This window comes from Brevundimonas sp., from assembly GCF_041648115.1.
Taxonomy (GTDB): domain Bacteria; phylum Pseudomonadota; class Alphaproteobacteria; order Caulobacterales; family Caulobacteraceae; genus Brevundimonas.
The window spans coordinates 232,490-256,415 of sequence record NZ_JBAZPR010000002.1 but is presented as its reverse complement, the minus strand read 5'-3'; the positions used below and the strand labels follow the sequence as shown (position 1 = coordinate 256,415).

Here is a 23,926-nt window from a genome sequence, read left to right as displayed (position 1 = left end):
CGGGGCCGTATCATTTCAGCGACCTGTTGCGGATCAGGCGCTCTTCTTGTCGTCGCCGTCCCCAAGATCGGAATCTGACGAGACTTCCTCGAACTCGGCGTCGACCACGCCGTCGTCGGCCGGGGCGGCTTCACCTTCGCCCGCGCCCTGTTGCTGGGCGTACATGGCCTCGCCCAGCTTCATCGAGGCCTGGACCAGGGTGTTGGTCTTGGCGCGGATGTCCTCGGCGTCCGTGCCTTCGCGCGCGGTCTTCAGCTCGGTCAGGCCGGTCTCGATAGCTGTCTTCTCTTCCGCGCCGACCTTGTCGCCGTGTTCGGCCAGGGCCTTCTCGGTCGAGTTGATCAGGCTGTCGGCGGCGTTCTGGGCCTCGACCAGGTCCTTGCGGACCTTGTCGGAGGCGGCGTTGGCCTCGGCTTCCTTGACCATCTTGTCGATGTCGGCGTCCGACAGGCCGCCGTTCGCCTGGATGCGGATCGACTGTTCCTTGTTGGTCGCCTTGTCCTTGGCCGAGACGTTGACGATGCCGTTGGCGTCGATGTCGAAGGCGACCTCGATCTGCGGCATGCCGCGCGGCGACGGCGGGATGCCCATCAGGTCGAATTGACCCAGCATCTTGTTGTCCGACGCCATCGGGCGCTCGCCCTGGAAGACCCGGATCGTCACGGCCGACTGATTGTCGTCGGCGGTCGAGAAGGTCTGGCTCTTCTTGGTCGGGATCGTCGTGTTGCGCTCGATCAGCGGGGTGAAGACGCCGCCCAGGGTTTCGATGCCCAGGGTCAGCGGGGTCACGTCCAGCAGAAGCACGTCCTTGACGTCGCCTTGCAGAACGCCGGCCTGAACGGCGGCGCCCAGGGCCACGACTTCGTCAGGGTTCACGCCCTTGTGCGGCTCCTTGCCGAAGAAGGCCTTCACGGCCTCCACGACCTTGGGCATGCGGGTCATGCCGCCGACCAGGACGACTTCGTCGATGTCCGACGCCTTCAGGCCGGCGTCGGCTAGGGCCTTCTTGCACGGCTCGATCGTGCGCTGGACCAGGTCGTCGACCAGGGATTCCAGCTTGGCGCGCGTCAGCTTGATGTTCAGGTGCAGCGGACCGGACGCGTTCATGGTGATGAACGGCAGGTTGACCTCGTACTGGGTCGTGGTCGACAGTTCCTTCTTGGCCTTTTCGGCCTCTTCCTTCAGGCGCTGCAGGGCCAGCTTATCCTGGCGAAGATCGACGCTCTGTTCCTTCTTGAACTCGTCGGCCAGATAATCGACCAGGCGAAGGTCGAAGTCCTCGCCGCCCAGGAAGGTGTCGCCGTTGGTCGATTTCACCTCGAAGACGCCATCGCCGATTTCCAGAACCGAGACGTCGAAGGTGCCGCCGCCCAGGTCATAGACGGCGATCTTCTGGCCTTCGTTCTTTTCCAGGCCATAGGCGAGCGCGGCAGCGGTCGGCTCGTTGATGATGCGCAGCACTTCCAGGCCGGCGATCTTGCCGGCGTCCTTGGTGGCCTGACGCTGGCTGTCGTTGAAGTATGCGGGAACGGTGATGACGGCTTGGGTCACCTTGTCACCCAGGAAGGCCTCGGCCGATTCCTTCATCTTCTGCAGGATGAAGGCCGAAATCTGCTGGGGGGAATAGTCCTTGCCGAAGGCGCGCACCCAGGCGTCGCCGTTCGGACCCTTGACGATCTCGTAGGGCACCATGCCCTTGTCCTTGGCCACCACCGGATCATCGAAGCTGCGGCCGATCAGGCGCTTGATGGCGAAGAAGGTGTTGGACGGGTTGGTGACGGCCTGGCGCTTGGCGGGTTGGCCGACCAGCGTCTCTGCACCGTCCTGGATCGCCACGACCGACGGGGTCGTGCGGTTGCCCTCGGCGTTCTCGATGACCTTGGGGGTCTTGCCGTCCATGGCGGCCACACAGGAGTTGGTGGTGCCGAGGTCGATGCCGATAATCTTGGCCATGTGTTCTTCAGTCTTTCTCATTCAGCGGGCGATGCGGCGGCCTTCGAAGAAGCGCCGCGCGTGACCGCCCCCGGTTGGGTTGGCGTGGATCGGTTTGGATAGCCCCAGTTTTCGCGGGGTTTCTCCGAAGCTGGCCCCGATATGGGAAAATCCCCCCGGCCTGCAAGGGCGATTTGCGATTCAACCCACCTCACAGAACGACGAAACTCAAAGATGCGGGGTTCGCTATTGTGAGGCATAAGAATTTTAGTCGCGCTCAGGGGGTCGCGATCAAGGAAGGGAGAGGAAACAATGATCAAGACCATGCTCAAGGCCGCGGTCGCCGCCGCCGTTCTGGTCGGGGCCGCCGCGGCTGCACCGGCCCCCGCGACAGCGCCGACGGTTCAGTCGCGCGACGGTTACGACCATCACGTCACCATCAAGAACCGCACCGGCTGGACCATGTTGCGCTTCTATGCGTCGGATTCGCGCAAGGACGACTGGGAAGAGGACATCCTGGGCGACGATGTGCTGGAAAACGGGCAGAACGTGCGCATCAATATCGATGACGGCTCGGGCGCCTGCATCTATGACTTCAAGGCCGAGTTCACCAACGGCGAGGAGCTGACGCGTTCACGCATCAATGTCTGCGAAATCGGCGAATACAGCTACACCCGTTGAGGTAAAGACCGCCGTCGAGGGCTTTCGGCTATGGCCGGGGGCGCTCGATGCGGCGGCGCAGGCCGATCTGGTCGCCGACGTGTTCGCGCGGCTGGATCAGGCCCCGCTCTATCGACCCATTACGCCCGGCGGGCGGGCGTTCTCGGTGATGATGAGCAATTTCGGGCCGCTGGGCTGGGTGTCGGATCGAAGCGGTTATCGCTATCAAGCGACCCATCCCGAGACGGCCCGGCCCTGGCCCGCGATCCCGCAAGTTCTATTGGACCTGTGGGACGCCACGGTCGGCTGGTCCGAGCCGCCGGACGCCTGTCTGGTCAATCTGTATCGCGAGGCCGCGAAGATGGGCCTGCATCAGGATAAGGACGAGGCCGACCTGGGCGCGCCGGTGCTTTCGGTGTCGCTGGGCGACGCGGCCATGTTCCGCATCGGCGCGGCCGAGGGCGGAAGCACCACGACGCTGAAGCTGGAGAGCGGCGACGTCTGCGCCCTGACGGGACCGGCGCGACTGGCCCGACACGGGATCGACCGCGTGTTGGAGGGCTCGTCGCGCCTGATCCCCGGCGGAGGTCGGCTGAACCTGACCCTGCGTTGCGCGGGTAAGAGTTCAGTCCTCGATGACGTCGTGGGCGCCGACGCCGCCCAGGCGCCAGTAGCCGGCGGCCTTCATGGACTTGGGCGAGAAGCCGAAGTCGAGCACCCGAGCCCGTAACGCCTTGGCAACGGCGGATTCAGCGGCGATCCAGACATAGGCGTCGGCCGGGTCGATACCGGCCAAAGCCGTTTCAAGCGCGCCCAACAGGGTCTCGGCCCGGCCGCGCTTAACGCCGTCGCGGACGGACCAGGTCACCGAAACCTCGGCGGCGCTGTCGAAGCTCAGCGTCTGGTCTGCGTCCTCGACCTCGACCACCACATGGGCGCGGACGCCGCCGGGCAGTTCCTCCAGCCGTCTGGCGATGGCCGGCAGGGCCGTCTCGTCGCCGATCAGCACATGATCGGCGAAATCGGTCGGCACGATGAAGGAGCCGCGCGGACCGCCGACGCCCAGGATCGAGCCGACCTTGGCCGTCATGGCCCAGTCGGTCGCCGGACCGCCGTGGCCGACGACGAAGTCCAGCGTCAATGTCCGGCCCGCTGGGTCATGGGCGCGAGGGGTATAGTCGCGGGCGACGGGGCGCGGCTCGGGAAAGACCGGACCGTCCGGCCCGACGGTGGGCAGGACCGGCGCCCGGCCCTCGGCGACCGGGAAGATTTTCACATGGTCGTCGAACCCCAGGGACACGAAGCTGTCCAGATCGTCCCCTGTCAGGACCACGCGGCGATAGGCCGGGGTCAGATCCTGAACCGAGGCCACGGTCAGGGTGCGGAACTTCAGTTCGTGCCGCACCCGGCGGGCTTCACGCATGCTCATGCCTTTTCGACCCTGTCGGCGGCCTCGGCCAGGATGCCGGCGATGGCCTGGACCTGGGCCTCGGTCAGGGCGGTCTCGCCGGTCAGACGGCCGTGGATCGTGTGGCGCAAACGGCCGATGGCGTCCTGGATGGCGGTGGGACGCAGGGCGCGGGCGGCGAACTTGTCCATGGTCGCCTCGGCGGCGCGCAGGATGTCTTCGTTCTCGGCCAGCAGGGCGCGGCCGGGGCCGGTGATCGAATACAGCTTCTTGCCGCCCTGCGCCTCGGATTCCAGCGCGCCCATTTCCTCAAGCTGGGTCAGGCTGGGGTAGATGACGCCGGGGCTGGGCGAATAGGCGCCGCCCAGTCTCGTCTCGACCGCCTTGATCAGTTCGTAGCCGTGGCTGGGCTTCTCAGCGATCAGCGACAGCAGCACCCAGCGAAGCGTGCCGTGGTCGAACAGACGACCACCGCCGCGCCGGCCATGGCCGTGACCGCGTCCCCGCGCCTCGCCGCCTTCCCAGCCAGGACCGAAGTCCGCGCCGCGTCCGCCGCGCATGTCTCTGCCGAAAGCATGGCCGAAGCCGCCATGATGACCGTGTTTTTCGCCGCATCCGTCGCGGCGTCCTTGAAAGATCCCCTTGGACCTCATGATCGATTCCTTTTCGATATATCTATTCACGAACGGTTAGATATATCTGAATGACGAAATCCGCATGAGGGGCTGGTGTTCGGGCGCAAGCTGCGGCGTAAATCGGGAATGGACGACCTCAAGAGCCGCTGGGCCCGCCTCGAACCCCACATGACCGTCGTGGGCCCTGACGACGACCGGCCCCGGCCGGCGGTGCTGCTGTTCCACGGCTGTGGCGGTCTGCGCGACCACCTGCCCCGCTATGCCGCGGCGGCCAAGGCAGCGGGATGGCGGGCCTTCATCATCGATTCCTACGGCCCGCGCGGCTGGGGACGCGCCTTCACACTGACGGCGGTCTGCACCGGCCTGTCCTTCCGGGGCTACGAGCGGGCCGGTGACGTGCTGGCGGCGATCCAGGGAATCTCGGCCCGGCCGGACGTGGACGAAACCCAAGTGACCCTCGGCGGCTGGAGCCACGGCGGCTGGTCGATCATGGAGATGATGAGCGCCGAACCGCTGCCCAACACCATGGGCGTCACGAACCCGGCCGACGCCGACCTGTCGGGCATACGCGCCGTCTGGCTGATGTATCCCTATATCGGCCCATTCGCCTTCAACCGGATGAAGCCCTGGCGGCACTGCCCTAAGGTGCTGGCCGTGACCTGCAAGCGTGATCACCTGACGACCGAGCGCAACGCCGAACAGGTCAACGCCATGATCCGCAACTGCGGCGCCGAGGTCGAAAGCTGGGTCGCCATCGGCACCCATGCGTTCGACGAGCCGACCAACAACGGTCCGATGCGCCATGACCCCGAACTGACCGAAGAGGCCCTGCGCCGGTTCCGCGCCTTCCTGACCGACGTCGCCCCTCACGTCTGAAAAGAATCTCGCCGACCTGTCTTGACGCGCGGCCATTCACGTAACAATTGAAGTTACATGAAAAGAGATTCTCGCCTCTCCAACATCCTCCACGCCCTGCTGCACATGGCCGAGCATGAGGCGCGGACCGGCGCGCCCATGACCTCGGATCAGCTTGCTGTCTGCCTGTCGACCAATCCGGTCGTGGTGCGCCGGACCATGGCCGGCCTGCGCGAACAGGGAATGGTGGCCTCGGAAAAGGGGCATGGCGGCGGCTGGCGGCTGGCCCGGCCGCTGGACCAGGTCACCCTGGGCCAGGTGAACACCGCCCTGGGCGAGCCGGGCCTGATCCCCGAAACGCCGCCGGTCGAGGCCGAGGGATGTCTGGTCGAGGCGGCGGTCAACGACGCCCTGGGCGAGACCTACGCCGCCGCCCGCGCCCTGCTGGTCGCGCGGTTGAACGACATCACCCTGGCCGATCTGGCGGCGGACTTCTCGCGCCGGATGGCTGAACACCCGAAGAGAGACCTGTTCCATGCCCACAGCCACAAGTCCTGAGCCTATGCCGCACGACGCCCTGATCATCGGCGGCTCCTACGCCGGCCTGTCCGCCGCAATGCAGCTGGTCCGCGCGCGGCGCAGGGTGCTGGTCATCGACGACGGGCGGCCGCGTAATCGTTTCGCCGCCCGCGCCCACGGCGTCCTGGCCAATGACGGCAAGCCCGGCGCCGAGATCGCCGCCGCCGCCCGCGCCCAGGTCGCCGCCTATCCCACCGCCGCCTTCCGCATGGCCGAGGCCGTCGGGGTCGAGCGGATTGAGGGCGGCTTCTCGGTCACCTTCGCCGACGGCACGCGGACCCGGGGCCGCCGCCTGCTGCTGTCGCACGGGGTCGAGGACGTGCTGGCCGATATTCCCGGCGTGAAGGAACGCTGGGGCCGAACCGCCCTGCACTGCCCCTGGTGCCACGGTTACGAGATCGGCGGCGGCCCCATCGGGGTGCTGGGGCGCGGCGACCACGCGGTCCAATATGCTGCGACCGTCGCCGAATGGGGCCAGGTGACGCTGTTCATGGGGTTGGAGGTCGGTCTGTCGCCGGAGGACGCCCATCTGCTCTACCGGCGTGGCGTGACCATCGAAACCACGCCCATCGCCCGGCTGGAGGGCGAGGCCCCGACCCTGACCGGAGCGCGGCTGATGGATGGGCGGTTTGTGGATCTGAAGGCCATCTTCGTCGGCGCCAACGTCCGCGTCGCCAGCCCCTTCGCCGAGCGGCTGGGCTGCGAGATGACCGACACGCCGATGGGCCGGGTGATCAAGGTGGACGGTATGCAACAGACGACCCAGCCAGGGGTCTTCGCCGCCGGTGATCTGGCGCGAGCCGCGTCCAACATCACCTTGGCGACCTCGGACGGGATGCTGGCCGCCCACGCCCTGTTCCGGTCCCTGGTGGAGGAGGAGACGGCGATCGCCGCCTAACCAATCGTCGCCTCGACCGTGATGGTCGCCCGCACCGAATGGGCCATTTCACAATGGTCATGGGCCTGGTGGTGCAGGGCGTCGATCTCGGCCTGATCCGGCTCGCGGCCGGTGAAGCTGGTGAAGGGGCGCAGCGTCACCTCGGCAAGGTAGCGTTTGTCTTTCTCGTCCTTGCCCATCTTGCCCGAGGCCTCGTCGATATAGGTGTCGACCACCAGGCCGGCGTTGGCGGCGAAGGCCAGGAACCACAGCATGTGGCAGCTGGACAGGGAGGCGATCATCGCCTCCTCCGGATCGACCGCCGAGGCGTCGGACATGGGCAAGGGCACGCTGGACGGCGCCGACGAACCAGGCACGACCGCGCCCCCGTCGAAGGTCCACGAATGGGCGCGGCTGTAGCGCTTGTCGAGAAAGGGCTGGTCGCCCCGGCTCCAGGCGATCTTCGCTTCGTACTGACCCATCACGCCCTCCAGAAGCCGACGATCTTCTTGACCTCGTCCACCACCGGGTCGGCGACGGCGGCGGCGCGTTCGGCGCCGTCCTTCAGCACGCGGTCGATCTCGGCCGGGTCGTCCATCAGGCGGCGCATCTCGGCCGTGACCGGGGCCAAAGAAGAGACGGCCAGGTCCGCCAGCGCCGGCTTGAAGGCGCCGAAGCCCTGACCGCCGAACTGGGCGATCACCTGTTCGCGGGTCAGGCCCGCCAGCGCGGCATAGATGGCGACCAGGTTCTTCGCCTCGGGCCGGTCGTTCAGCCCGTCCAGGGTTTCCGGCAGGGGCTCGGGATCGGTCTTGGCGCGCTTGATCTTAGACGCGATGGTGTCGGCGTCGTCGGTCAGGTTGATGCGGCTGTTGTCGGACGGGTCCGACTTGGACATCTTGGCCGCCCCGTCGCGCAAGGACATGACGCGCGTCGCCGGCCCCTGGATGATCGGCTCGGGCACGGGGAAGAAGCCGGGAACGCCGAAGTCGTTGTTGAACTTGGCGGCGATGTCGCGGGTCAGTTCCAGATGCTGCTTCTGGTCCTCGCCGACCGGCACCTCGGTCGCCTTGTAGAGCAGGATGTCGGCGGCCTGGAGCACGGGGTAGGTGTAAAGGCCGACCGAGGCCCGTTCCTTGTGCTTGCCCGACTTCTCCTTGAACTGGGTCATCCGGTCCAGCCAGCCGAGGCGGGCGACGCAGTTGAAGATCCAGGCCAGATCGGCGTGGGCGCGCACGGCCGACTGCGGGAAGATGATCGACCTGGCCGGGTCCAGGCCCGAGGCCAGATAGGCGGCGGCGATCTCGCGCGTCTGGGCGGCCAGCTTGGCCGGATCCTGCCACACGGTGATGGCGTGCATGTCGGCGACGAAGACGAAGACGGGCGCGCCCTGGTCCTGCAGTTCGACGAACCGCTTCAGGGCGCCGAGATAGTTGCCCAGGTGAAGCGCGCCGGAGGCCTGGATGCCGGACAGGATGCGGCGTGGGCCGTCGTATGTCGCAACGGCTGGGGTCTGGTCGGTCATGGGGTCGGGTCTCGGAAGGTCGAAAGGCAGGCGTGGTGAAGGCGGCGGCGGTTCAGCCGCGCCATCGCCGGTCGAAAATCAGGTCCGAGGTCGTCATGGCCTCGCGCTTATCGGTTCCCCGTCTGTCAGTCCAGACCGGAGACCGCGCCGCCGCCCGGCTCGCGCCGCAGGGTCGCCTTCAGTTCCGACAGGGTGACGGCGCGGAAGGCGAAGAGGCAGACGCCATAGGCGGCCGCGCCCAGGCCGCAGACGACGAGGACGGCGATCTCCTTGGCCAGCAAAATCCGGCTCAGCAGGCCATAGTTGATGCTGGCCAGCAGCAGCAGACCGGCCATCACGGCGCTGGCGGCCAGGACACGGGCGATGCGCGAGACGAAGGCGGGCGACGGTCGCCAGGCGTTCTCGTGGATCAGCACGCCGGCCAGCAGGCCGACATTGACCCAGGCCGAGACGCTGGTGGCGATGGCCAGGCCCAGCACCCCGTCCCAGCCCTGGGTGCGGAACCAGAAGAACAGGCCCGACCCCAAAACCACGGTGATGACCACGGCTGTGACGGCGAAATACATCGGCCGGCGCGTGTCCTCTCGGGCGAAGAAGGGCGGGGTCAGGACCTTGGCCAGGACGAAGGCCGGCACGCCCCAGGCGAACTGACGCAGCACGTCGGCGGTGCGGGCGGCGTCGGCGCTGGTGAAAGCGCCGCGCGTCACCGTCGCGTCGATGATGAAGAAGGGAATGACGAACAGGGCGACGGCGGCCGGCAGGGTGAAGGCCATGGCCAGGTTGATCCCGTCGTCCAGTGTCTTCTGGCCGCCCTCGTGATCGCCGGAAACGAACGCCCGGGTCAGGCGCGGCACCAGGGCCAAGCCGATGGCGACCCCGACCAGGCCCAGCGGCAGCTGGTAAAGACGGTCGGCGTTGTAGAGCACCGAACGGGCGCCGGCGTCGGACCCGGCCAGAACCTGGGACACGACCGAGTTCACCTGCATGGCCCCCCCGGCCATGGCGCCGGGCACGGCCAGGGCCAGGGCGCGCTTCACGTTCGGGGTCAGGCGCGGCAGGCCCAGCTTCAGCCGCACGCCCAGACGCCGCACGCCCCACCACAGAAGGCCGGCCTGGATGACGCCCGAGACGGTGACCGCCGCGCTGGTGGCCAGCAACACCATGGCGGGCGAGACCGGCAACAAGAAGCCGCCCAGCAGCGGCGCCAGGGTGCAGAGATTCAGAAAGACCGGCACCGCCGCCGACAGGGCGAACCGGCCGCCGGTGTTCAGCACTCCCGACAGCAGGGAGGCGATGGTCATGCAAGCCAGGTAGGGCATGGCCAATTGCGTGGCGATCACCCCGACCCGCATCACCTCGGCGTCGTCCTTCCAGGCCGACAGCAACAGAGGCACGATCCACGGCATGGCGACCTGCAGCAGGATGCAGAAGGCCGCGACCACGGCGAACATGAAGGACATGGCCTCGGAGGCGGTGACGGCGGCGGCCTCGTCGCCCTCGCGCGTCTTGACCCCGCCATAGACCGGCACGAAGGCCTGGGCGAAGGCGCCCTCGGCGAACAGGCGACGGAACATGTTGGGCAGCATCAGGGCCGTGGACCAGACGTCCATCATCGGCCCCTGGCCGAAGTTGGCCGACAGGGCCAAATCGCGGCCGAAGCCCAACAGACGACTGCCCAGCGTCAGGGTCGACTGCACCAGGGTGTTTCGGGCGAGGCTCATGCGGACATTCGACAGGGCGCGGAAAGAAGGCTTTCGCTTAGCGCGCTTCCCCGGCGGGCGATACCGGCTTCGCGCGCGGGCTGCGGCGGCCCAGGTCGGAGACGTCGCGGGCGCTGGCGCGGGCCGAGGCGACCTTGCGTCCGGCCGGCGCGGGCGCGCGGCTGTCAAGCACCGCCTCCAGGGCCGTGCGCAGTTCGGCGATGCTCTGTTCCGAGGTGACCTTTCGCCCTTTGCGGTCCACCACATAGAAGCTGTCGACCGCCCGTTCCCCATAGGAGGCGACGTGGGCGGAGCGGATGTTCAGGCCTTCGTCGTTGAACACGCGCGACAGGGCCGCCAGCAGGCCGGGCCGGTCGGCGCACGACACCTCGACCACTGTGGCCAGTTCACTGGCGTGATGATCGACCATGACCACGGGCCGGACCTCGAAGGCGGCCTTTCGGGCGTTGCCGGTCGGGTCGGGCGCCTTGCCGATACGGCCGTCGCCGCGCGCGGCCTTTTCCAGCGCCTCGACCAGGGCCTTGATCCGGCTCGGCTCGGCCTGGCCATACGGAAGTCCCGCCCCGTCCTGAATGCGGAAGACGTCCAGCACCAGACCTTCGGATGTGGTCGCCACGCGGGCGTCGGTCACGTCGGCGCCCAGGGCGGCCATGGTCTGGGCCAGGTCCGCGAACAGGCCCGGCCGGTCGGCGGCGGCGATGGAGATTTCGGTGGTCTGGACCGCCAGCCCCGTGACCGGGGCGGTGGGCGCGGCCTCGGCGGCGGCGCCCGTCTGGCGCGCGCGTTCGACCAGGGCCGGATGCGCCGCCAGCGGATCTTCGCGCGCCACGTCCTCGCCCCGGAAAAGGCCGGCGACCTGATTGTAGAGGGTGCGCATCAACTGCCCCTTCCAGCCGTTCCACACTCCCGGCCCCACGGCGCGGATGTCGGCGACGGTCAGCACCAGCAGCATCCGCAGCCGCTCGGGATCGCCCACCAGTTCGGCGAAGGCGCGGATGGTGGCCGGATCCGAAAGGTCGCGCTTCTGGGCATAGTCCGACAGGGCCAGGTGGCTGCGCACCAGCCAGACCACCAGTTCGATCCGGCGCGGATCGACGCCCAGACGTTCGCAGGCCCGGCGCGCGGCGATGGCGCCGTCCTCCAGCTGTCCCCGCTCGCCGCCCTTGCCCACGTCATGCAACAGCATGCCCAGCATCAGGGCCTCCATGTCCGAGATCAGCTGGACGATCTCCGTGGCCAGCGGATGGTCGCCCTTCAGCTTGCCCCGCGCGATGTCGTTGATGATGCCGATGGCCTGCAGCGTATGCTCGTCCACCGTATAGGCGTGGTACATGTTGAACTGGGTCTGGCCGACGATCCGCCCCCATTCGGGCAGGAACCGTCCCAGCAGGCCCGTCTCGTTCATGATGGTCAGGACGCGATAGGGCCGCTGCCCATGCGCCAGCACGTTCAGGAAGGCCCGCGTCGCCGCCGGATCGCGCCGCAGCCTGGGCGTCACCAGCGACAGCGACCGGGTCACGGCCGAAAAGGCGTCGGGGTGCAGATCCAGGTCGTGCTTGTCGGCGCAGACGAACAGGGTCAGCAGCTTGACCGGATCGGCGGCGAACACCTCCGGCCCCTCGACCGACAGCCGGCCCTGATCGACCCAGAACCCCTCGACCTCCAGCTTGCGCCGCGTGGATCGGAACGAGGTCATCAGCCGCGACAGGCCCTGCGCCGTCTTCTGGTGACGCGCCTCCAGCTTGGCCGACATGGCGCGGGTCAGGGCGCCGACGTCGCGGGCGACCAGGAAGTAGCGACGCATGAACCGTTCCACCGCCGGTTCGTCGCCCCGCCCCTGCCAGCCCATGCGCCTGGCCACCTCGGGCTGCATGTCGAAGGTCAGCTTCTCCTCGGCCCGTCCCGCGATCAGGTGCAGATGGATTCGTACCCGCCACAGGAAGTCGAAGGCGTCGTCGGAGGCGCGACGCTCGCGCGAGGTGAACATCTCGTCCATCACCGTCGCGCCCAGCCGGCTGTCGGGCGCCAGGGACCGCGCGATCCAGTACAGGGTGTTCAGGTCGCGAAGCCCGCCCTTGCCGTCCTTGACGTTGGGTTCGACCTTGTAGCGCGTCACGCCCGCCTTCTGGTGCCGGACGGCCCGTTCTTCCAGCTTGGCGGCGATGAAGGGGCGTGGGTCGGATTTCGACACCATGTCGCGGAACCGGCCGATCATCAGTTCGGCCAGGCCTGAGTCCCCCGCCAGGGGCCGCGCTTCCAGCAGGGTGGTCCGCACCGTCATGTCGGTGCGCGACAGGCTGAGGCATTCCTCGACCGAACGCACCGCCGGCCCGACCTTCACCCCCAGGTCCCACAGCACATAGAGGACGAACTGGATGACGTTCTCGCCGCGCGGCGTGGCCTTGGCAGGGCGCAGGAACAGCAGGTCCAGGTCGGAAAAGGGCGCCAGGACGCCCCGGCCGTAACCCCCGACCGCCACCAGGGACAGCCGCTCGCTCTCGACGGCGGAGACGGGGAACAGGACCTGGGTCGCGACCCGCCACAGGCCCGCCAGCATGTCGTCGGCGGCCGTGGCGTAGATGCGGGCGACATCGCGCCCCTTCATGCCGCCGTCCAGCTTGCGCTCGGCGCGGGCGCGGGCGGCGTCATAGATCTCCCGCAGAACGACAGAGACCGCCGCGCGCGGATCTCCCGCGCGGGCGGCCTCGTCAAGGCGGTCATCCAGACTGGGCGAAACGGTCATGTCAGCCACCTATAGGCCGCATCCCCGTTCGCGTCAGTCAGGGATTACTGACTATTCCGGGCGAACGCGCTTCTTGCGGAACGACGGGTTCAGCGTCTGCTTGCGCAGACGGATGGACTTCGGCGTCACCTCGACCAGCTCGTCATCGTCGATATAGGCGATGGCCTGTTCCAGCGACATCTGGCGCGGCGGGGTCAGGCGAACGGCCTCGTCCTTGCCGGAGGCGCGGACGTTGGTCAGCTGCTTGCCCTTGATCGGGTTGACGTCCAGGTCGTCCCAGCGTGCGTTCTCGCCGATGATCATACCCTGGTAGGTCTTCTCGCCGGCGCCGACGAACATGACGCCGCGATCTTCCAGGTTCCACAGGGCGAAGGCGGCGGTGTCGCCGTCCGAGTTCGAGATCAGCACGCCCTTCAGACGACCGGCGATGGCGCCCTTGTAGCCTTCGTAGTGGCTGAAGACGCGGTTCAGCACGCCCGAACCGCGCGTGTCGGTCAGGAACTCGCCCTGATAGCCGATCAGCGAACGCGAAGGGCATTTCAGGCTGATGCGGGTCTTGCCGGCGCCCGACGGGCCCATGTCGGTCATTTCGGCCTTACGAGCCGACAGCTTTTCGATGACGATGCCCGAGAACTCGTCGTCGACGTCGATCATGACGTCTTCGATCGGCTCCAGCTTCTCGCCGTTCTCGCCTTCTTGGAAGACCACGCGCGGACGCGAGATCGAGACCTCGAAGCCTTCGCGACGCATGTTCTCGATCAGAACGCCCAGCTGCAGTTCGCCACGACCGGCCACTTCGTAGGCGTCGCCGCCTTCGGTCGTGGTCACGCGGATGGCGACGTTGGCTTCGGCTTCCTTCAGCAGGCGGTCACGGATGACACGCGACTGGACCTTGTCGCCTTCGCGACCGGCCAGGGGGCTGTCGTTGACCGATACGGTCATGGAGATGGTCGGCGGATCGATCGGTTGGGCAGGCAGAGGCTCGGTCACCTCGATGGCGCACAGGGTGTCGGCCACGGTGGCCTTGGACATGCCGGCGATGGCGACGATGTCGCCCGCTTCCGAACCCTCGTCCAGAGCCGTGCGCTTCAGGCCGCGGAAGGCCAGGACCTTGGTGATCCGGCCGCGCTCGATTTCCTTACCGTCGCGGTCCAGGGCGTGGATCGCCATGCCCGGGATCGCCTTGCCGCTCTCGATACGGCCGGTCAGGATGCGGCCCAGGAAGGGATCGCTTTCGATCAGCACGTCCAGCATGCGGAACGGCTTGTCCTTGTTTTCCTGAACCTTGGGCGCCGGCACGTGGTCGACGATCAGGTCGAACAGCGGGGCCAGGTTGTCGTTGGGCTGGTTCAGATCCATCGTCGCCCAGCCGTTGCGGCCCGAGGCGTAGATGTGCGGGAAGTCCAGCTGCTCGTCCGTCGCGCCGATGGCGGCGAACAGGTCGAAGGTCTCGTTGTGGACGCGGTCCGGATCGGCGTGGGCGCGGTCGACCTTGTTGATGCACAGGATCGGGCGCAGCCCCATCTTCAGCGCCTTGGTCAGCACGAACTTGGTCTGGGGCATGACGCCCTCTTCGGCGTCGACCAGGATGACGCAGCCGTCCACCATTCCCAGGATGCGTTCGACCTCGCCCCCGAAGTCGGCGTGGCCAGGGGTGTCGATGATGTTGATGCGGGTTTCACCGGCCTTGCCGTTCCAGAGCACCGAGGTGCACTTGGCCAGAATGGTGATGCCGCGCTCTTTTTCCTGGTCGTTGGAGTCCATCGCGCGCTCGGTCTGCGCCTCGTTGGCTCGGAAGACGCCGGACTGGGCGAGCAGTTGGTCCACCAGGGTCGTCTTGCCGTGGTCGACGTGGGCGATGATGGCGACGTTGCGCAGGTTCATTTGATAATCGCGAAAAGGCGCGGCCGGCATACGGGCGGCCGCTGGTCATGAAAAGGCATGCGGGAGGCGCGCGCCTCTTACAGGCATGTGGACAGAAACACCATAGCGGGCGTTCGCGGCGATTATTCCAAGCTTACCGATATTTCATCCGCAGGGCCGCATCCGATGAAGTCGGACGTCTCCTCTTTCCAGCGAGGGCCTGAAGGCAGGCTCTTCTAATGCGGGAGATTGTGACGATGGGCCTGATGCTGGAATTGATGGTGGCTGGCGCTTTGCTCGCCGGCGCAGCGCCGGACATGCATGTCGATGCCCAGGGCTTGCAGATGGCTCGATCGGGAGACGCGTTGATGCTGGCGGGACGCATTCGGGTCGCCAGTCGTGACTGGTGCGCCGCGAACCGCGCCTTTCTGACCCCGAATTCTGTGGGCGACCCCCTGATGTGCGAGCGGGAGATGAGGCGTCGGGCCTACAACGCCCTGCCTTGGTCCAGCCGCCTGGACTTCGTGAGGGCGGGCGGTCAGACCGCCCTCAACCGGCCTTAGAGCGGCCTGAGCATATAGCGGGCGTCAGAACCGTAGCTGGCCAGTTTCGCCGCCATGGCCTCGGCCGGCTGTTCGACGAAACCGTGCCGTGACCAGAAGCCGACCGCGTCGTTGACCGCGACCAGGGCGATGGCGGGCCAGCTGTCTTCAGCCGCCTGTTCAGCCAGCCGCTCGATGATCCGGCCCGTGACGCCCCCGCCCCGCGCTTCGGGATGCAGGGCCAGGTCGTGCAGATAGATCAGGGCCGGTTCGGCCGGCAGTCCCTCGATCACCGTGTTCAGCGCAGGCGCGCTTTCGGCCCGCCACGGATAGGCGATCAGATAGCCCCGGACCCCGCCATCCCCATCCGCCAGCACGAAACAGCCGCGCGGATACAGCGCCAGCCGATTTTCAAAACAGGGCCGGTCCTCGAAATGGTTCGGGAAGGACAAGCGCGCGACCTCGACCACGGCGTCGATGTCGGTCGGCCGCATGGGCCGCCAGTCTAGCTGGGGCAGCGGGCGTTCAGTTCCGCCTTCTGGAAGCGCCATCGGATGATCCTTTCCTGACCGTCCATCACGCCTTCGATCCGGGCGTTCAGGACATCGCCCTCGCGTTCATAGACGACGCGTTTGGGAAAGTCGTCGTCCGCCGCCTGTTCGAACACGACGCGGGTCGGACCGGACGCGATGACCGGAAACAGTGTCGCAGCCTGCCCTTCGGGATGCGCGAAATAGGCCAGAGGGGCCGCCGGGGTCGGATCGACCGGCGCGATGCGTGACAGCTCCCACCCCGCCCGGCCGCCGCGCACCGTCAGGGATGTTCCCAGCATCAGGTTCAGGCGCGGATCGGTCCAGGTCTCGGACACCTCGCGCCCTGGTTCGCATGACAGCCAGTAGCCGGACATCCAGCCCAGGTCGGGGCGCAGGTCCGCGTGAAGCGCAGCGGCGAGAAGCAGCGGGGTCAGCATGGTCGTCATCCCTCTCCAGTCGAGGCGCATAAGCTAGACGGGATGCGGCCCAGACAGCTTGTAGGTTTGCGACGCGATGGCGCGGGCCAACTCATGCTGTTCACGCGCCCATTCGGTGGCGGTGCAGCCCAGAAAGCGTCGGAAGTCGCGCGCCATCTGCGGCTGATCGAAATAGCCGGCCTCCAGCCCGGCCGCGAGCCAGCTTTCGCCCCTGTCCGGGTCGGCGGCATGATCGAACACGCGGCGAAAGCGAAAGATCGAACGCAGCAGGCGCGGCGACACCCCGACCCGATCGGCGAACCGGCGCTGAAGGGCGCGCTGTTCGGACGGAGATCGGATCGGCGCCGGACGATCGTCGGCCGACAACTCGATCTCAGCCCGGATCACCGGGTCTATCGTCCAGTCCGCACCACGCCTCTGCGCGTCAAGCCAGGCGGCGATGGCCGCGACCTGCCCCGTTGGATCTCCGGTCGGAGCGACGAAGCCGGCCAGGCGCTCGACCATGTCCAGCCGCCGGTCGGTCGCCTCGTTCAGCGGCCGCCCCAGAAAGCCGCGCGCGCCATCGGGCTCGAACCGAACGGCGACCAGTTCGGTCGGACCGGTCGGCCGCATGACCAGAGGCCGGGTCATCTGCCCCGCGAACAGGGCCGAGGGCTGCAGGCGGAATTCGCCATCGTCGCCCTGTTCCGCATAGGGGGCGCCCAGGTCGAAGATCAGCTCGGGACAGCCATCGGGCGCAATGCGCTGGATGGTCGGTGAAGGATCGGGTGCGGCATAGGTCCAGATCACGCGGACGAACGGCCTCAGGGCCGGCGGCGGCGCGAACTCCTGATACCGTTCCTCCCCCGAGGCCACCTCAGTTGACCTTGGACGGGTCCGGTGGGGCGTCGGGCAGGGCGGAAACCGGCACGCCGTCGTCCTTGAGCTTTCGCACCTCGGCAGGCGTCGCCTCGCCATAGATCTCGCGCTTTTCGGACTTGCCCTCATGAATATCGCGGGCCTCGCGGGCGAACGTGTCGCCGACATAGTCGAAGTTGGCCTCGACATGGGCGCGCACCTCGCGGGCGGCGGTCATCATCAGAGTCTGCATCTTGGCGGCAACATCCGAGCCCAGATCGGCCTTGCGCGCCCCGCTGACGGCCGGGGCCATGACCGCCTTCTGAACCGAATGCGAGCCGCAGAACGGGCATTCCACCAGGCCGCGCCCTGCCTGGTCGTCAAAGTCGGACGAGGAGCCGAACCAGGCCTCGAAGCCGTGGGCCTGGTCGCATTTCAGGGCGTAGCGGATCATGGGACAATCAAACGGCGGGCAGGAAATCGCGATCATGGGTCAGGGCGGGCACGGCCGCACGCGCCCTGGCCACAGCCTCCATGTCCAGCTTCGCCGTCACGATGCAAGGGTCGTCGTGATCCGCCTTGGCGATCACCTCGCCCCAGGGTCCGACGACGGTGGACCGCCCCCAGGTGGGGCGACCGTCCTCGTGCAGTCCGCCTTGCGCCGGCGCCAGGACGAAGGCGCCCGTCTCGATGGCGCGGGCGCGCAGCAAGGTCTCCCAATGCGCCTCGCCGGTCGGGGCGGTGAAGGCGGCCGGAACCGTGATCATCGCCGCCCCCGCCTTGGCCAGCTGGCGATGCAGATGCGGAAAGCGGATGTCGTAACAGATGGTCAGGCCCAACCGACCCCAGGGCGTATCCGCCACCGCCGCACCGTCGCCGGGCCGCACCGTCGCGCTCTCGCGATAGGTCTCGCCATTGGGCAGGTTCACGTCGAAGACGTGCAGCTTGTCATAGCGGGCGACGATCCCGCCCGCCGGGTCGATCAACAGCGACCGATTGGCGGCGCGGCCGTCTCCGGCATGACCCGACCTCACGATGGCCGAACCGATCAGCAGCCAGACGCCCAGTTCCGCCGCCAGACGACGCAGACCTAGCACGACGAGATCGGCGTCCTCGGTCGTGATGGCGGCGTCGCGACGGTCCCGGCGCTGTTCCAGGACATTGGTCCCCTCGGGCGTCAGGACGAACTTCGCCCCACCCGCCGCCGCCTCGCGGATCAGGGGCTCGACATGGGCCAGCGCCGCCTGCGCCGTCGCCGGCGTGCGGGTCTGGATCAGGGCGATGTCGAGCCCGCCGCTCACGGGATCAGGCCGCCAGAAGCGCGTCGAGCTTGCCGTCGCGATCCAGGGCGTGGACGTCGTCGGAGCCGCCGACGTGCTGGCCGCCGATGAAGACCTGCGGGAAGGTCATGCGGCCGCCGGACTTCTCGACCATCTCGGCCTTCTTCTCGGGATCGTTCGAGGCGACGATCTCGGTATAGTCCACGCCCTTCTTCTTCAGCAGCGCCATGGCGCTGTAGCAATAGGGGCAGCCGGGCTTGGTGTAGATGATGACGTCGGCCAAATCAGGTCTCCAGAACTAGGGGCGCCCGATCCGTCGCGGGCGATTTCGATCTACATAGTCAGTTCACGGGCGTTTCGCACCCGCGCGATGACCGCCAGGTCCACGCCGCGCGCTCCGGCGTCGAGCAGGGCGCGCGCGCAGGCCTCTCCGGTCGCGCCCGTGGTCAACACGTCGTCGATCAGAAGGATGCGCCGTCCCCGGATGCGACGCTGCCCGGTCTCGGTTACGGCGAAGGCCTTTCTGACGTTCAGACGCCGCCCGCGCTGGCTCTTGCCGCCCTGGCTGGTCGTATGGGTCGTGCGGACCAGGGCGTCGGGCAGATAGTCGCGTCTCGCGTCGCGGGCCAGCGGTCGGGCGATCTCGGCGGCCTGGTTGAAGCGGCGTGACAGCAGACGCAACGGATGCAGCGGCACGGGAACAACCGCATCGGCCGCCTCGACCAGATCGGCGGCGGACCGGCCGATCCAGCGGGCGAACAGGGGTGCGAACTGCTGCTGGTCCCCATGCTTGAACCTCAGGATCAGCCCGCGAGACGCCTCGTCGTACAGGCACGCCGCCCGCGCGCGCTGAAAAACATAGGGCTGGGCGATACAGGCGGTGCAGCGGTCCTCGGCGAAGGCGCCGCCGTCATATTCGAACGCGGCCCCGCATCCGTCGCAGACCGGCGCCTCCAGAAACTTGATGCGGCTCCAGGCGTCCGGCGTCAGACCGGCCGCAGCCGTCGCCTCGCGGCTGTCATGCGCCATCGGCGGCAGGATCAGATCCGCCAATCCGCGTCCGGCGCCGCGCAACTGTCGCCCTGCCCCTTCCCAGGCGCGCCGCCAGCCCCCATCCTGTGCGTTCATGACCGTCCCCCCATCCTCGTCCGAAGGCCCCCCGCGCATCTTCGACGCCGTTCGACGTCAGGCGCGACTGGCGCGGTCCGCCGCCCGGTTCGACCAGGCCGACTTCCTGCACGCCCGCGCCGCCGCCAACGCCGCAGAGAGTCTGGAAGCCATACTGCGCGATTTTCTCGTTGTGGTCGATTTATCCGCCCATCCAGGGGTGTTCGAGCGCGCGGTTCGATCCAGCGACGCCGCCGGTCGCGTCGGATCGATCCTGACGCCCGTCTCCCTGGCCCAACGCGCGGCGCCGGGCGCGGAAGCCCTGCCGCTTGAGGATGGATCGACCGATCTGATCGTCTCGCTGCTGACCCTGCACTGGGCCAACGATCTGCCCGGCGCCCTGGCCCAGATCCGGCGGGCGCTGAAACCGGACGGCCTGTTCATAGGCACTTTGTTCGGCGCGGGCACCCTGAAGGAGTTGCGCGCCATCCTGACCGAGGTCGAACTGGAGGAACGCGGCGGGGCTCAGGCGCGGGTTTCGCCCTTCGCCGACGGCTATGACGGCGCGGCCCTGTTGCAGCGGGCGGGTTTGGCCTTGCCCGTCTCCGACGTGGACCGGTTCACCGTCCGCTATGCCGATATGTTCGCCCTGATCCGCGACCTGCGCGCCATGGGCGAGACCAATGTGCTGCATGGATCGGTCCGACCGCTGAACCGCCGCATCGTCGCCCGCGCCGCCGCCCTCTATGCCGAACGTCATGCCCAGCCGGACGGTCGTATCCTGGCGACGTTCGAGATCATCCATCTGGCCGGCTGGAAACCGCACGAGAGTCAGCAGAAGCCCCTGCCCCGCGGCTCGGCCAAGACGCGTCTGGCCGATGCCTTGGGCGTCAGGGAAATGACCGGCGAGTCGGATTAGTTGCCGACGACGGCCTTCATGGCGGTGGTCAGTCGTTCCACCGTCACGGCCAAGCCGCCGTTCTGGGTATTCGCCAGGGCGCTGAACGAGGTGACGATCGCCAGGAAGATGAGGGCGCAGATCAGGCCGTATTCAATGGCGGTGGCCCCGCTCTCATTACGCAGGAATCGGCCGATAAGACGTCGCATGGCCGGCCTCCCTGGTCGGCGGTGATCAGAGCAGGTCGCGCAACCAGGCGACCAGAGGTTCGTCCGCCGGCGGCATGGGATAGTCCGAAAGCTTCTCCGGCTTCACCCAGGCCAGACCATCGTGTTCACGCGCCGTGACCACGCCGTCCCACCGTCGGCACAGATACAATGGCATCAACAGGTGAAACGAATCGTAAGCGTGGCTGGCGAAAACAAATGGCGACAGACAGTTTTCGCTGACGTCGATGCCCAGTTCTTCCCTAAGCTCGCGGATCAGGGCCGCCTCGGGCCGCTCTCCCGGCTCGACCTTGCCGCCCGGAAACTCCCACAGACCGGCCATTTTCTTACCCTGCGGCCGTTTGGCGATCAGCACGCGCCCGTCCACGTCGATCAGGGCGACGGCGACGACCAGGACGGTGGGGAGAGGTTCAGTCATTGTTGGCCGAGATAGCGAAATTGGGACAGTTGCACTTCAGTGTCTGTCACGGCGTAGTTGACGCGGACCCGTCGATCAAAGGTGAATTGATACATCCGCCCATCATGACTGCGGCCCATGAATGGAAAATCGGCGAAGGCTTCGCAGCGATGGCGGATGTTTTCGACGAAATCGTAGGCCGCCTTGGGCGAGTCCGAGGCGATGAGGTCGTAGATCGCCTCAAGATCGAATTCTGCGCTCGGAAGCCAGACGAGCTTGTGGCTCACGCGTTGGCGTCGCGCTTCAACCGCGCCTCGTGTCGGGCCAGAAGGTTCAGCCGAACCTGTTCGGACGTCAGGGCCGGCCGGGGGTCTGCAAGCGCGCGATCATGCTGAAGCCTAACCCATTCCAGAGCGTCCTCGGACGGATGTTCGCTGTCGAGATCCGCGTTCAGTTCGCTGCTGACGAACGGCGGGAATTCCTGGGCGTAGCGATTCAGTGGTTTCGGTTTGGCGCTCATGACCTCACCCTATCACGAAATCAGCTGCGATAATCGCCGTTGATCTCGATGTAGCCCTTGGTCAGATCGCAGGTCCAGACGGTCGCCGAGGCCCGGCCCGCGCCCACGTCGACGGTGATGTCGATTTCGGGGTTCTTCATATAGGCGCTCATCTTCGCCTCGTCGTAGGTCGCGGACGGAGCGCCATCCACGGCGGCGACGTTGGGTCCGAACCGGATGCCCAGGCGGTCGCGATCCACCGGCTCCTCGGTCTTGCCGACCGCCATGACGACCCGGCCCCAGTTGGCGTCCTCGCCGGCGATGGCGGTCTTGACGAGGGGGCTGTCGGCGATGGACTTGGCCAGTTTTCGAGCTGATGCCGGGCTGGCCGCGCCGTCCACCGTCACCTTGACGAACTTGGTCGCGCCCTCACCGTCGCGCACCAGCTGGTGCGCCAGATCCAGCATCACCTTGTCCAGTGCAGCCGAGAAGCTCTTCAGGCGACGGTCGCCGACCCGCCCGATGCGCGGCGCGCCCGAGGTTCCGGTGGCGAACAGCAAGACCGTATCGTTGGTCGAGGTGTCGCCGTCCACCGTCACGCTGTTGAAGGTGGTGCGGACGTGCAGGCCCAGCAGCGCCTGAAGCACGTTGGGATGGATGTCGGCGTCGGTGACGATGAAGGCCAGCATGGTCGCCATGTCCGGCGCGATCATGCCCGACCCCTTGGCGATGCCGGCGATGCGGACCTTGTAACCCTCGATCTCGGCCTCGGCGTACGACCCCTTGGGGAAGGTGTCGGTGGTCATGATGCCCCGCCCGGCCCTGGCCCAGGCGTCGGCGTCCAGCCCGTGCTCGATCTCGGGCAGTTTGGCGACGATCTTCTTTTCGTCCAGCACCACGCCGATCACCCCGGTCGAGGCCAGCATGACGTCGCGCTGGCGACAGCCGAACCGTTTGGCGACCTCGGAGGCCGTGCGGCGCGCCGCGTCGGCGCCGGCCTTGCCGGTGAAGGCGTTGGCGCAGCCGGCGTTGACCACCAGGGCCCGCACGTCCTTGCCACCGTCCGGCCCCGCCAGATGCTTCTTGCACCAATCCACGGGCGCCGAGCCGATCTTGTGGCGGGTGAAGACCCCGGCGCAGCTGGTGCCGCGCGCGAAATGGAACACCACCAGGTCGTCGCGCCCGTGCTTGTAGAATCCGGCGCGGGCGGTGGCGATCTCGACCCCGCCGATGGGCGGAATGGTCGGGAAGGGCACGGCCAGGGGCGAGATGGCCAGGCCGGGCTTGCCGGCGGCGGGCGCAGCCGCCGCGACGGCCGTGTCCGAGCCGGGGGTGCGCGTCGCGCGCTTCAGGGCCGTGGCGAACGGATCCAGCGCCTTTTCGAACACATGTTCGATCTTCTGGCCGGTCGTGGAGGGGGGCTTGGTCATGTCAGGCGGCCGGTGCGGGAGACGGGGTGGACGCCGGGGCGGGGGCGGCTGAGGCGGCGGGCGGCGACTGTGCGGGCAGGCGCACATCGACCTTGGCCTTTCCACGCAGCTGTTCCAGCAACTGGCGCACGCCTTCATAGGTCAGATAGCGCACGATCTGGGGACGCGCCTGCTCCAGCGTCGGCGGGTTCTCCTTGCGCCGATCCTCGACCCGCAGCACGGCCCAGCCGCCCTCGGTCTGGAACGGGCCGACGGTCGAACCGGCCGGCTTGTCGCGCAGGGCGTCGGCATAGGCTTGCGGCATGACGTCCAGCGTCGAATAGCCCAGGTCGCCGCCCGAGAACCGCGTCGCCTCGTCCACCGACCGTTCCATGGCCACCGCCTCGAACCCGGCGCCTTGGCCCAGGATGCCGATTACGGCGTCGGCCTCGGGCTTGGTGCGCGACAGGATCAGGCGCACCCGGATTTCTTCCGAGGTCTTCGCCAGCCGAAGCTGTTCATTATAGAGGGTCTGCACCGCCTGGTCGGACACGGCCTTGTTGACCACGCTCTCGACCAGCATGTCGCCCAGGATCCGCTCGCGGGTCGCCTCCAGACGTCGCTGCGCCAGGGGCGAAGAATCCAGCCGGCGGCGTTGCGCCTCGCCGGCCAGCAGTTTCTGGTCGATCACCTCGTCCAGCACGCGACGGAAAAGATCCGAGGTCGCATCCAGCGCCTCACCCTCGCCGATCAGGCCTTGCGCCACCGCCTCGCGCTTCACGTCCGACGCCCAAATGGTCTCGTCCTGAACCGTCGCCACGGCCTGGTCGCCCTGTTCAGGCGGCCGGTCGTCGCCGCCGCGTGAACAGGCGCCCGTCGCCAGGACAGCCGCCATAAGCGCCGTCGTCAGAAGGTTTGAAGGTCGCCGGAATGGGGTCAAGGGGGCGCTCCGTCGAAGGCGG

27 protein-coding genes and 1 pseudogene are annotated in these 23,926 nt (G+C 67.5%); 7 read left to right on the top strand and 21 right to left on the bottom strand.

From position 1 onward, the window contains the following. Positions 1 to 33 precede the first annotated feature (33 nt). Positions 34 to 1,953 carry a molecular chaperone DnaK gene (gene dnaK / locus WC597_RS02720; RefSeq protein WP_372691666.1) on the bottom strand — a complete coding sequence of 640 codons (1,920 nt, stop codon included), beginning with the start codon at positions 1,951 to 1,953 and terminating at the stop codon, positions 34 to 36. Positions 1,954 to 2,244: 291 nt separating this feature from the next. On the opposite strand from dnaK, the gene WC597_RS02715 reads away from it, so the two are divergent. Both WC597_RS02715 and WC597_RS02710 read left to right on the top strand, forming a co-directional pair. Next, the gene (locus WC597_RS02715; RefSeq protein WP_372691665.1) at positions 2,245 to 2,613 is read left to right on the top strand and encodes a hypothetical protein; all 369 of its coding nucleotides are present in this window, start codon (positions 2,245 to 2,247) and stop codon (positions 2,611 to 2,613) included. Continuing rightward, positions 2,576 to 3,208: pseudogene (locus tag WC597_RS02710) on the top strand (alpha-ketoglutarate-dependent dioxygenase AlkB); the annotation flags it as partial. The gene WC597_RS02715 and the pseudogene WC597_RS02710, both read left to right, overlap by 38 nt. A gap of 9 nt (positions 3,209 to 3,217) precedes the next feature. Here WC597_RS02710 and WC597_RS02705 read toward each other — a convergent pair. Both WC597_RS02705 and WC597_RS02700 read right to left on the bottom strand, forming a co-directional pair. Next, positions 3,218 to 4,015, bottom strand: coding sequence for a siderophore-interacting protein (locus WC597_RS02705; RefSeq protein WP_372691664.1), 798 nt, complete (start codon positions 4,013 to 4,015; stop codon positions 3,218 to 3,220). Positions 4,016 to 4,017: 2 nt separating this feature from the next. After that, on the bottom strand, positions 4,018 to 4,653 hold the full coding sequence (locus WC597_RS02700) for a PadR family transcriptional regulator (RefSeq protein ID WP_372691663.1): 636 nt from the start codon (positions 4,651 to 4,653) through the stop codon (positions 4,018 to 4,020). A gap of 75 nt (positions 4,654 to 4,728) precedes the next feature. Between WC597_RS02700 and WC597_RS02695 the strand changes: the two genes are divergently transcribed. The 3 genes from WC597_RS02695 to WC597_RS02685 are packed head-to-tail and all read left to right on the top strand — an operon-like array spanning position 4,729 to position 6,967. Continuing rightward, the gene (locus WC597_RS02695) at positions 4,729 to 5,511 is read left to right on the top strand and encodes a dienelactone hydrolase family protein (RefSeq protein ID WP_372691662.1); all 783 of its coding nucleotides are present in this window, start codon (positions 4,729 to 4,731) and stop codon (positions 5,509 to 5,511) included. A gap of 57 nt (positions 5,512 to 5,568) precedes the next feature. Further along, positions 5,569 to 6,048 carry an Rrf2 family transcriptional regulator gene (locus tag WC597_RS02690; protein ID WP_372691661.1) on the top strand — a complete coding sequence of 160 codons (480 nt, stop codon included), beginning with the start codon at positions 5,569 to 5,571 and terminating at the stop codon, positions 6,046 to 6,048. Further along, positions 6,026 to 6,967: an NAD(P)/FAD-dependent oxidoreductase gene (locus WC597_RS02685; protein ID WP_372691659.1), complete on the top strand. Its 942-nt coding sequence runs from the start codon at positions 6,026 to 6,028 to the stop codon at positions 6,965 to 6,967. Before WC597_RS02690 ends, WC597_RS02685 begins: the two co-directional genes overlap by 23 nt. Here WC597_RS02685 and WC597_RS02680 read toward each other — a convergent pair. The 5 genes from WC597_RS02680 to typA form a co-directional block, all read right to left on the bottom strand. Continuing rightward, on the bottom strand, positions 6,964 to 7,428 hold the full coding sequence (locus WC597_RS02680) for an OsmC family protein (RefSeq protein ID WP_372691658.1): 465 nt from the start codon (positions 7,426 to 7,428) through the stop codon (positions 6,964 to 6,966). The genes WC597_RS02685 and WC597_RS02680 overlap by 4 nt on opposite strands. Continuing rightward, the gene (trpS, locus tag WC597_RS02675) at positions 7,428 to 8,471 is read right to left on the bottom strand and encodes a tryptophan--tRNA ligase (protein ID WP_372691657.1); all 1,044 of its coding nucleotides are present in this window, start codon (positions 8,469 to 8,471) and stop codon (positions 7,428 to 7,430) included. The genes WC597_RS02680 and trpS overlap by 1 nt, the downstream gene beginning before the upstream one ends. A 125-nt stretch (positions 8,472 to 8,596) precedes the next feature. Continuing rightward, positions 8,597 to 10,192, bottom strand: coding sequence for a murein biosynthesis integral membrane protein MurJ (murJ, locus tag WC597_RS02670; RefSeq protein ID WP_372691656.1), 1,596 nt, complete (start codon positions 10,190 to 10,192; stop codon positions 8,597 to 8,599). Positions 10,193 to 10,229: 37 nt separating this feature from the next. Beyond that, positions 10,230 to 12,935: a [protein-PII] uridylyltransferase gene (gene glnD, locus WC597_RS02665; RefSeq protein WP_372691655.1), complete on the bottom strand. Its 2,706-nt coding sequence runs from the start codon at positions 12,933 to 12,935 to the stop codon at positions 10,230 to 10,232. Between the two features lie 51 nt (positions 12,936 to 12,986). Then, a complete protein-coding gene (typA, locus tag WC597_RS02660; RefSeq protein ID WP_159847105.1) occupies positions 12,987 to 14,819 on the bottom strand; it encodes a translational GTPase TypA in 1,833 nt (610 codons plus the stop codon). A gap of 218 nt (positions 14,820 to 15,037) precedes the next feature. On the opposite strand from typA, the gene WC597_RS02655 reads away from it, so the two are divergent. Next, the gene (locus WC597_RS02655; protein WP_372691654.1) at positions 15,038 to 15,361 is read left to right on the top strand and encodes a hypothetical protein; all 324 of its coding nucleotides are present in this window, start codon (positions 15,038 to 15,040) and stop codon (positions 15,359 to 15,361) included. Here WC597_RS02655 and WC597_RS02650 read toward each other — a convergent pair. Genes WC597_RS02650 through WC597_RS02620 form a run of 7 tightly spaced genes read right to left on the bottom strand, consistent with a single transcriptional unit; the run spans position 15,358 to position 19,555 of the window. After that, positions 15,358 to 15,891 (bottom strand): GNAT family N-acetyltransferase, encoded by a 534-nt coding sequence (locus WC597_RS02650; RefSeq protein WP_372691653.1) that lies wholly within the window; start codon positions 15,889 to 15,891, stop codon positions 15,358 to 15,360. The two genes, WC597_RS02655 and WC597_RS02650, sit on opposite strands and share 4 nt — an antisense overlap. Continuing rightward, on the bottom strand, positions 15,846 to 16,310 hold the full coding sequence (locus WC597_RS02645) for a DUF6265 family protein (RefSeq protein ID WP_372691652.1): 465 nt from the start codon (positions 16,308 to 16,310) through the stop codon (positions 15,846 to 15,848). Before WC597_RS02645 ends, WC597_RS02650 begins: the two co-directional genes overlap by 46 nt. 33 nt (positions 16,311 to 16,343) lie before the next feature. Then, complete coding sequence (locus WC597_RS02640; RefSeq protein WP_372691651.1) at positions 16,344 to 17,165, bottom strand: DUF6597 domain-containing transcriptional factor; 822 nt, start codon at positions 17,163 to 17,165, stop codon at positions 16,344 to 16,346. 1 nt (position 17,166) lies between these two features. Next, positions 17,167 to 17,601, bottom strand: coding sequence for a DUF1178 family protein (locus WC597_RS02635; RefSeq protein WP_372691650.1), 435 nt, complete (start codon positions 17,599 to 17,601; stop codon positions 17,167 to 17,169). A gap of 7 nt (positions 17,602 to 17,608) precedes the next feature. Beyond that, positions 17,609 to 18,448: a carbon-nitrogen hydrolase family protein gene (locus tag WC597_RS02630; RefSeq protein ID WP_372691649.1), complete on the bottom strand. Its 840-nt coding sequence runs from the start codon at positions 18,446 to 18,448 to the stop codon at positions 17,609 to 17,611. A 4-nt stretch (positions 18,449 to 18,452) separates the two neighbouring features. After that, the gene (gene grxC / locus WC597_RS02625) at positions 18,453 to 18,710 is read right to left on the bottom strand and encodes a glutaredoxin 3 (protein WP_372691648.1); all 258 of its coding nucleotides are present in this window, start codon (positions 18,708 to 18,710) and stop codon (positions 18,453 to 18,455) included. A gap of 50 nt (positions 18,711 to 18,760) precedes the next feature. Continuing rightward, positions 18,761 to 19,555, bottom strand: a complete 795-nt coding sequence (locus tag WC597_RS02620) for a ComF family protein (protein WP_372691646.1) — start codon at positions 19,553 to 19,555, stop codon at positions 18,761 to 18,763. On the opposite strand from WC597_RS02620, the gene WC597_RS02615 reads away from it, so the two are divergent. Next, positions 19,554 to 20,453, top strand: coding sequence for a methyltransferase domain-containing protein (locus tag WC597_RS02615; protein ID WP_372691645.1), 900 nt, complete (start codon positions 19,554 to 19,556; stop codon positions 20,451 to 20,453). The genes WC597_RS02620 and WC597_RS02615 overlap by 2 nt on opposite strands. Here WC597_RS02615 and WC597_RS02610 read toward each other — a convergent pair. The 6 genes from WC597_RS02610 to WC597_RS02585 are packed head-to-tail and all read right to left on the bottom strand — an operon-like array spanning position 20,450 to position 23,859. Further along, on the bottom strand, positions 20,450 to 20,641 hold the full coding sequence (locus tag WC597_RS02610) for a Flp family type IVb pilin (RefSeq protein WP_372691644.1): 192 nt from the start codon (positions 20,639 to 20,641) through the stop codon (positions 20,450 to 20,452). The two genes, WC597_RS02615 and WC597_RS02610, sit on opposite strands and share 4 nt — an antisense overlap. Positions 20,642 to 20,666: 25 nt before the next feature. Then, positions 20,667 to 21,077 (bottom strand): (deoxy)nucleoside triphosphate pyrophosphohydrolase, encoded by a 411-nt coding sequence (locus WC597_RS02605; RefSeq protein WP_372691643.1) that lies wholly within the window; start codon positions 21,075 to 21,077, stop codon positions 20,667 to 20,669. Next, positions 21,074 to 21,343 (bottom strand): type II toxin-antitoxin system RelE/ParE family toxin, encoded by a 270-nt coding sequence (locus tag WC597_RS02600; protein ID WP_372691642.1) that lies wholly within the window; start codon positions 21,341 to 21,343, stop codon positions 21,074 to 21,076. The genes WC597_RS02605 and WC597_RS02600 overlap by 4 nt, the downstream gene beginning before the upstream one ends. After that, the gene (locus tag WC597_RS02595; protein ID WP_372691640.1) at positions 21,340 to 21,576 is read right to left on the bottom strand and encodes a hypothetical protein; all 237 of its coding nucleotides are present in this window, start codon (positions 21,574 to 21,576) and stop codon (positions 21,340 to 21,342) included. Before WC597_RS02595 ends, WC597_RS02600 begins: the two co-directional genes overlap by 4 nt. A 20-nt stretch (positions 21,577 to 21,596) precedes the next feature. Then, entirely contained in the window at positions 21,597 to 22,985 is a 1,389-nt protein-coding gene (gene argJ / locus WC597_RS02590; RefSeq protein ID WP_372691639.1) for a bifunctional glutamate N-acetyltransferase/amino-acid acetyltransferase ArgJ, read from the bottom strand. A 1-nt stretch (position 22,986) separates the two neighbouring features. Continuing rightward, positions 22,987 to 23,859 carry a peptidylprolyl isomerase gene (locus WC597_RS02585; protein ID WP_372691638.1) on the bottom strand — a complete coding sequence of 291 codons (873 nt, stop codon included), beginning with the start codon at positions 23,857 to 23,859 and terminating at the stop codon, positions 22,987 to 22,989. Positions 23,860 to 23,926 lie beyond the last annotated feature (67 nt).

Bases quoted from the DNA above. Each gene is read 5' to 3' on its own strand.
- WC597_RS02620 (WP_372691646.1), bottom strand. From the start codon at position 19,555: ATGAACGCACAGGATGGGGGCTGGCGGCGCGCCTGGGAAGGGGCAGGG.
- WC597_RS02690 (WP_372691661.1), top strand. From the start codon at position 5,569: ATGAAAAGAGATTCTCGCCTCTCCAACATCCTCCACGCCCTGCTGCAC.
- WC597_RS02635 (WP_372691650.1), bottom strand. From the start codon at position 17,601: ATGATCCGCTACGCCCTGAAATGCGACCAGGCCCACGGCTTCGAGGCC.
- argJ (WP_372691639.1), bottom strand. From the start codon at position 22,985: ATGACCAAGCCCCCCTCCACGACCGGCCAGAAGATCGAACATGTGTTC.
- WC597_RS02680 (WP_372691658.1), bottom strand. From the start codon at position 7,428: ATGGGTCAGTACGAAGCGAAGATCGCCTGGAGCCGGGGCGACCAGCCC.
- WC597_RS02605 (WP_372691643.1), bottom strand. From the start codon at position 21,077: ATGACTGAACCTCTCCCCACCGTCCTGGTCGTCGCCGTCGCCCTGATC.
- glnD (WP_372691655.1), bottom strand. From the start codon at position 12,935: ATGACCGTTTCGCCCAGTCTGGATGACCGCCTTGACGAGGCCGCCCGC.
- WC597_RS02700 (WP_372691663.1), bottom strand. From the start codon at position 4,653: ATGAGGTCCAAGGGGATCTTTCAAGGACGCCGCGACGGATGCGGCGAA.
- WC597_RS02655 (WP_372691654.1), top strand. From the start codon at position 15,038: ATGCGGGAGATTGTGACGATGGGCCTGATGCTGGAATTGATGGTGGCT.
- WC597_RS02705 (WP_372691664.1), bottom strand. From the start codon at position 4,015: ATGCGTGAAGCCCGCCGGGTGCGGCACGAACTGAAGTTCCGCACCCTG.
- WC597_RS02610 (WP_372691644.1), bottom strand. From the start codon at position 20,641: ATGCGACGTCTTATCGGCCGATTCCTGCGTAATGAGAGCGGGGCCACC.
- dnaK (WP_372691666.1), bottom strand. From the start codon at position 1,953: ATGGCCAAGATTATCGGCATCGACCTCGGCACCACCAACTCCTGTGTG.
- WC597_RS02685 (WP_372691659.1), top strand. From the start codon at position 6,026: ATGCCCACAGCCACAAGTCCTGAGCCTATGCCGCACGACGCCCTGATC.
- trpS (WP_372691657.1), bottom strand. From the start codon at position 8,471: ATGACCGACCAGACCCCAGCCGTTGCGACATACGACGGCCCACGCCGC.
- WC597_RS02615 (WP_372691645.1), top strand. From the start codon at position 19,554: ATGACCGTCCCCCCATCCTCGTCCGAAGGCCCCCCGCGCATCTTCGAC.
- WC597_RS02650 (WP_372691653.1), bottom strand. From the start codon at position 15,891: ATGGCGCTTCCAGAAGGCGGAACTGAACGCCCGCTGCCCCAGCTAGAC.
- typA (WP_159847105.1), bottom strand. From the start codon at position 14,819: ATGAACCTGCGCAACGTCGCCATCATCGCCCACGTCGACCACGGCAAG.
- murJ (WP_372691656.1), bottom strand. From the start codon at position 10,192: ATGAGCCTCGCCCGAAACACCCTGGTGCAGTCGACCCTGACGCTGGGC.
- WC597_RS02585 (WP_372691638.1), bottom strand. From the start codon at position 23,859: ATGGCGGCTGTCCTGGCGACGGGCGCCTGTTCACGCGGCGGCGACGAC.
- WC597_RS02715 (WP_372691665.1), top strand. From the start codon at position 2,245: ATGATCAAGACCATGCTCAAGGCCGCGGTCGCCGCCGCCGTTCTGGTC.
- WC597_RS02595 (WP_372691640.1), bottom strand. From the start codon at position 21,576: ATGAGCGCCAAACCGAAACCACTGAATCGCTACGCCCAGGAATTCCCG.
- WC597_RS02645 (WP_372691652.1), bottom strand. From the start codon at position 16,310: ATGCTGACCCCGCTGCTTCTCGCCGCTGCGCTTCACGCGGACCTGCGC.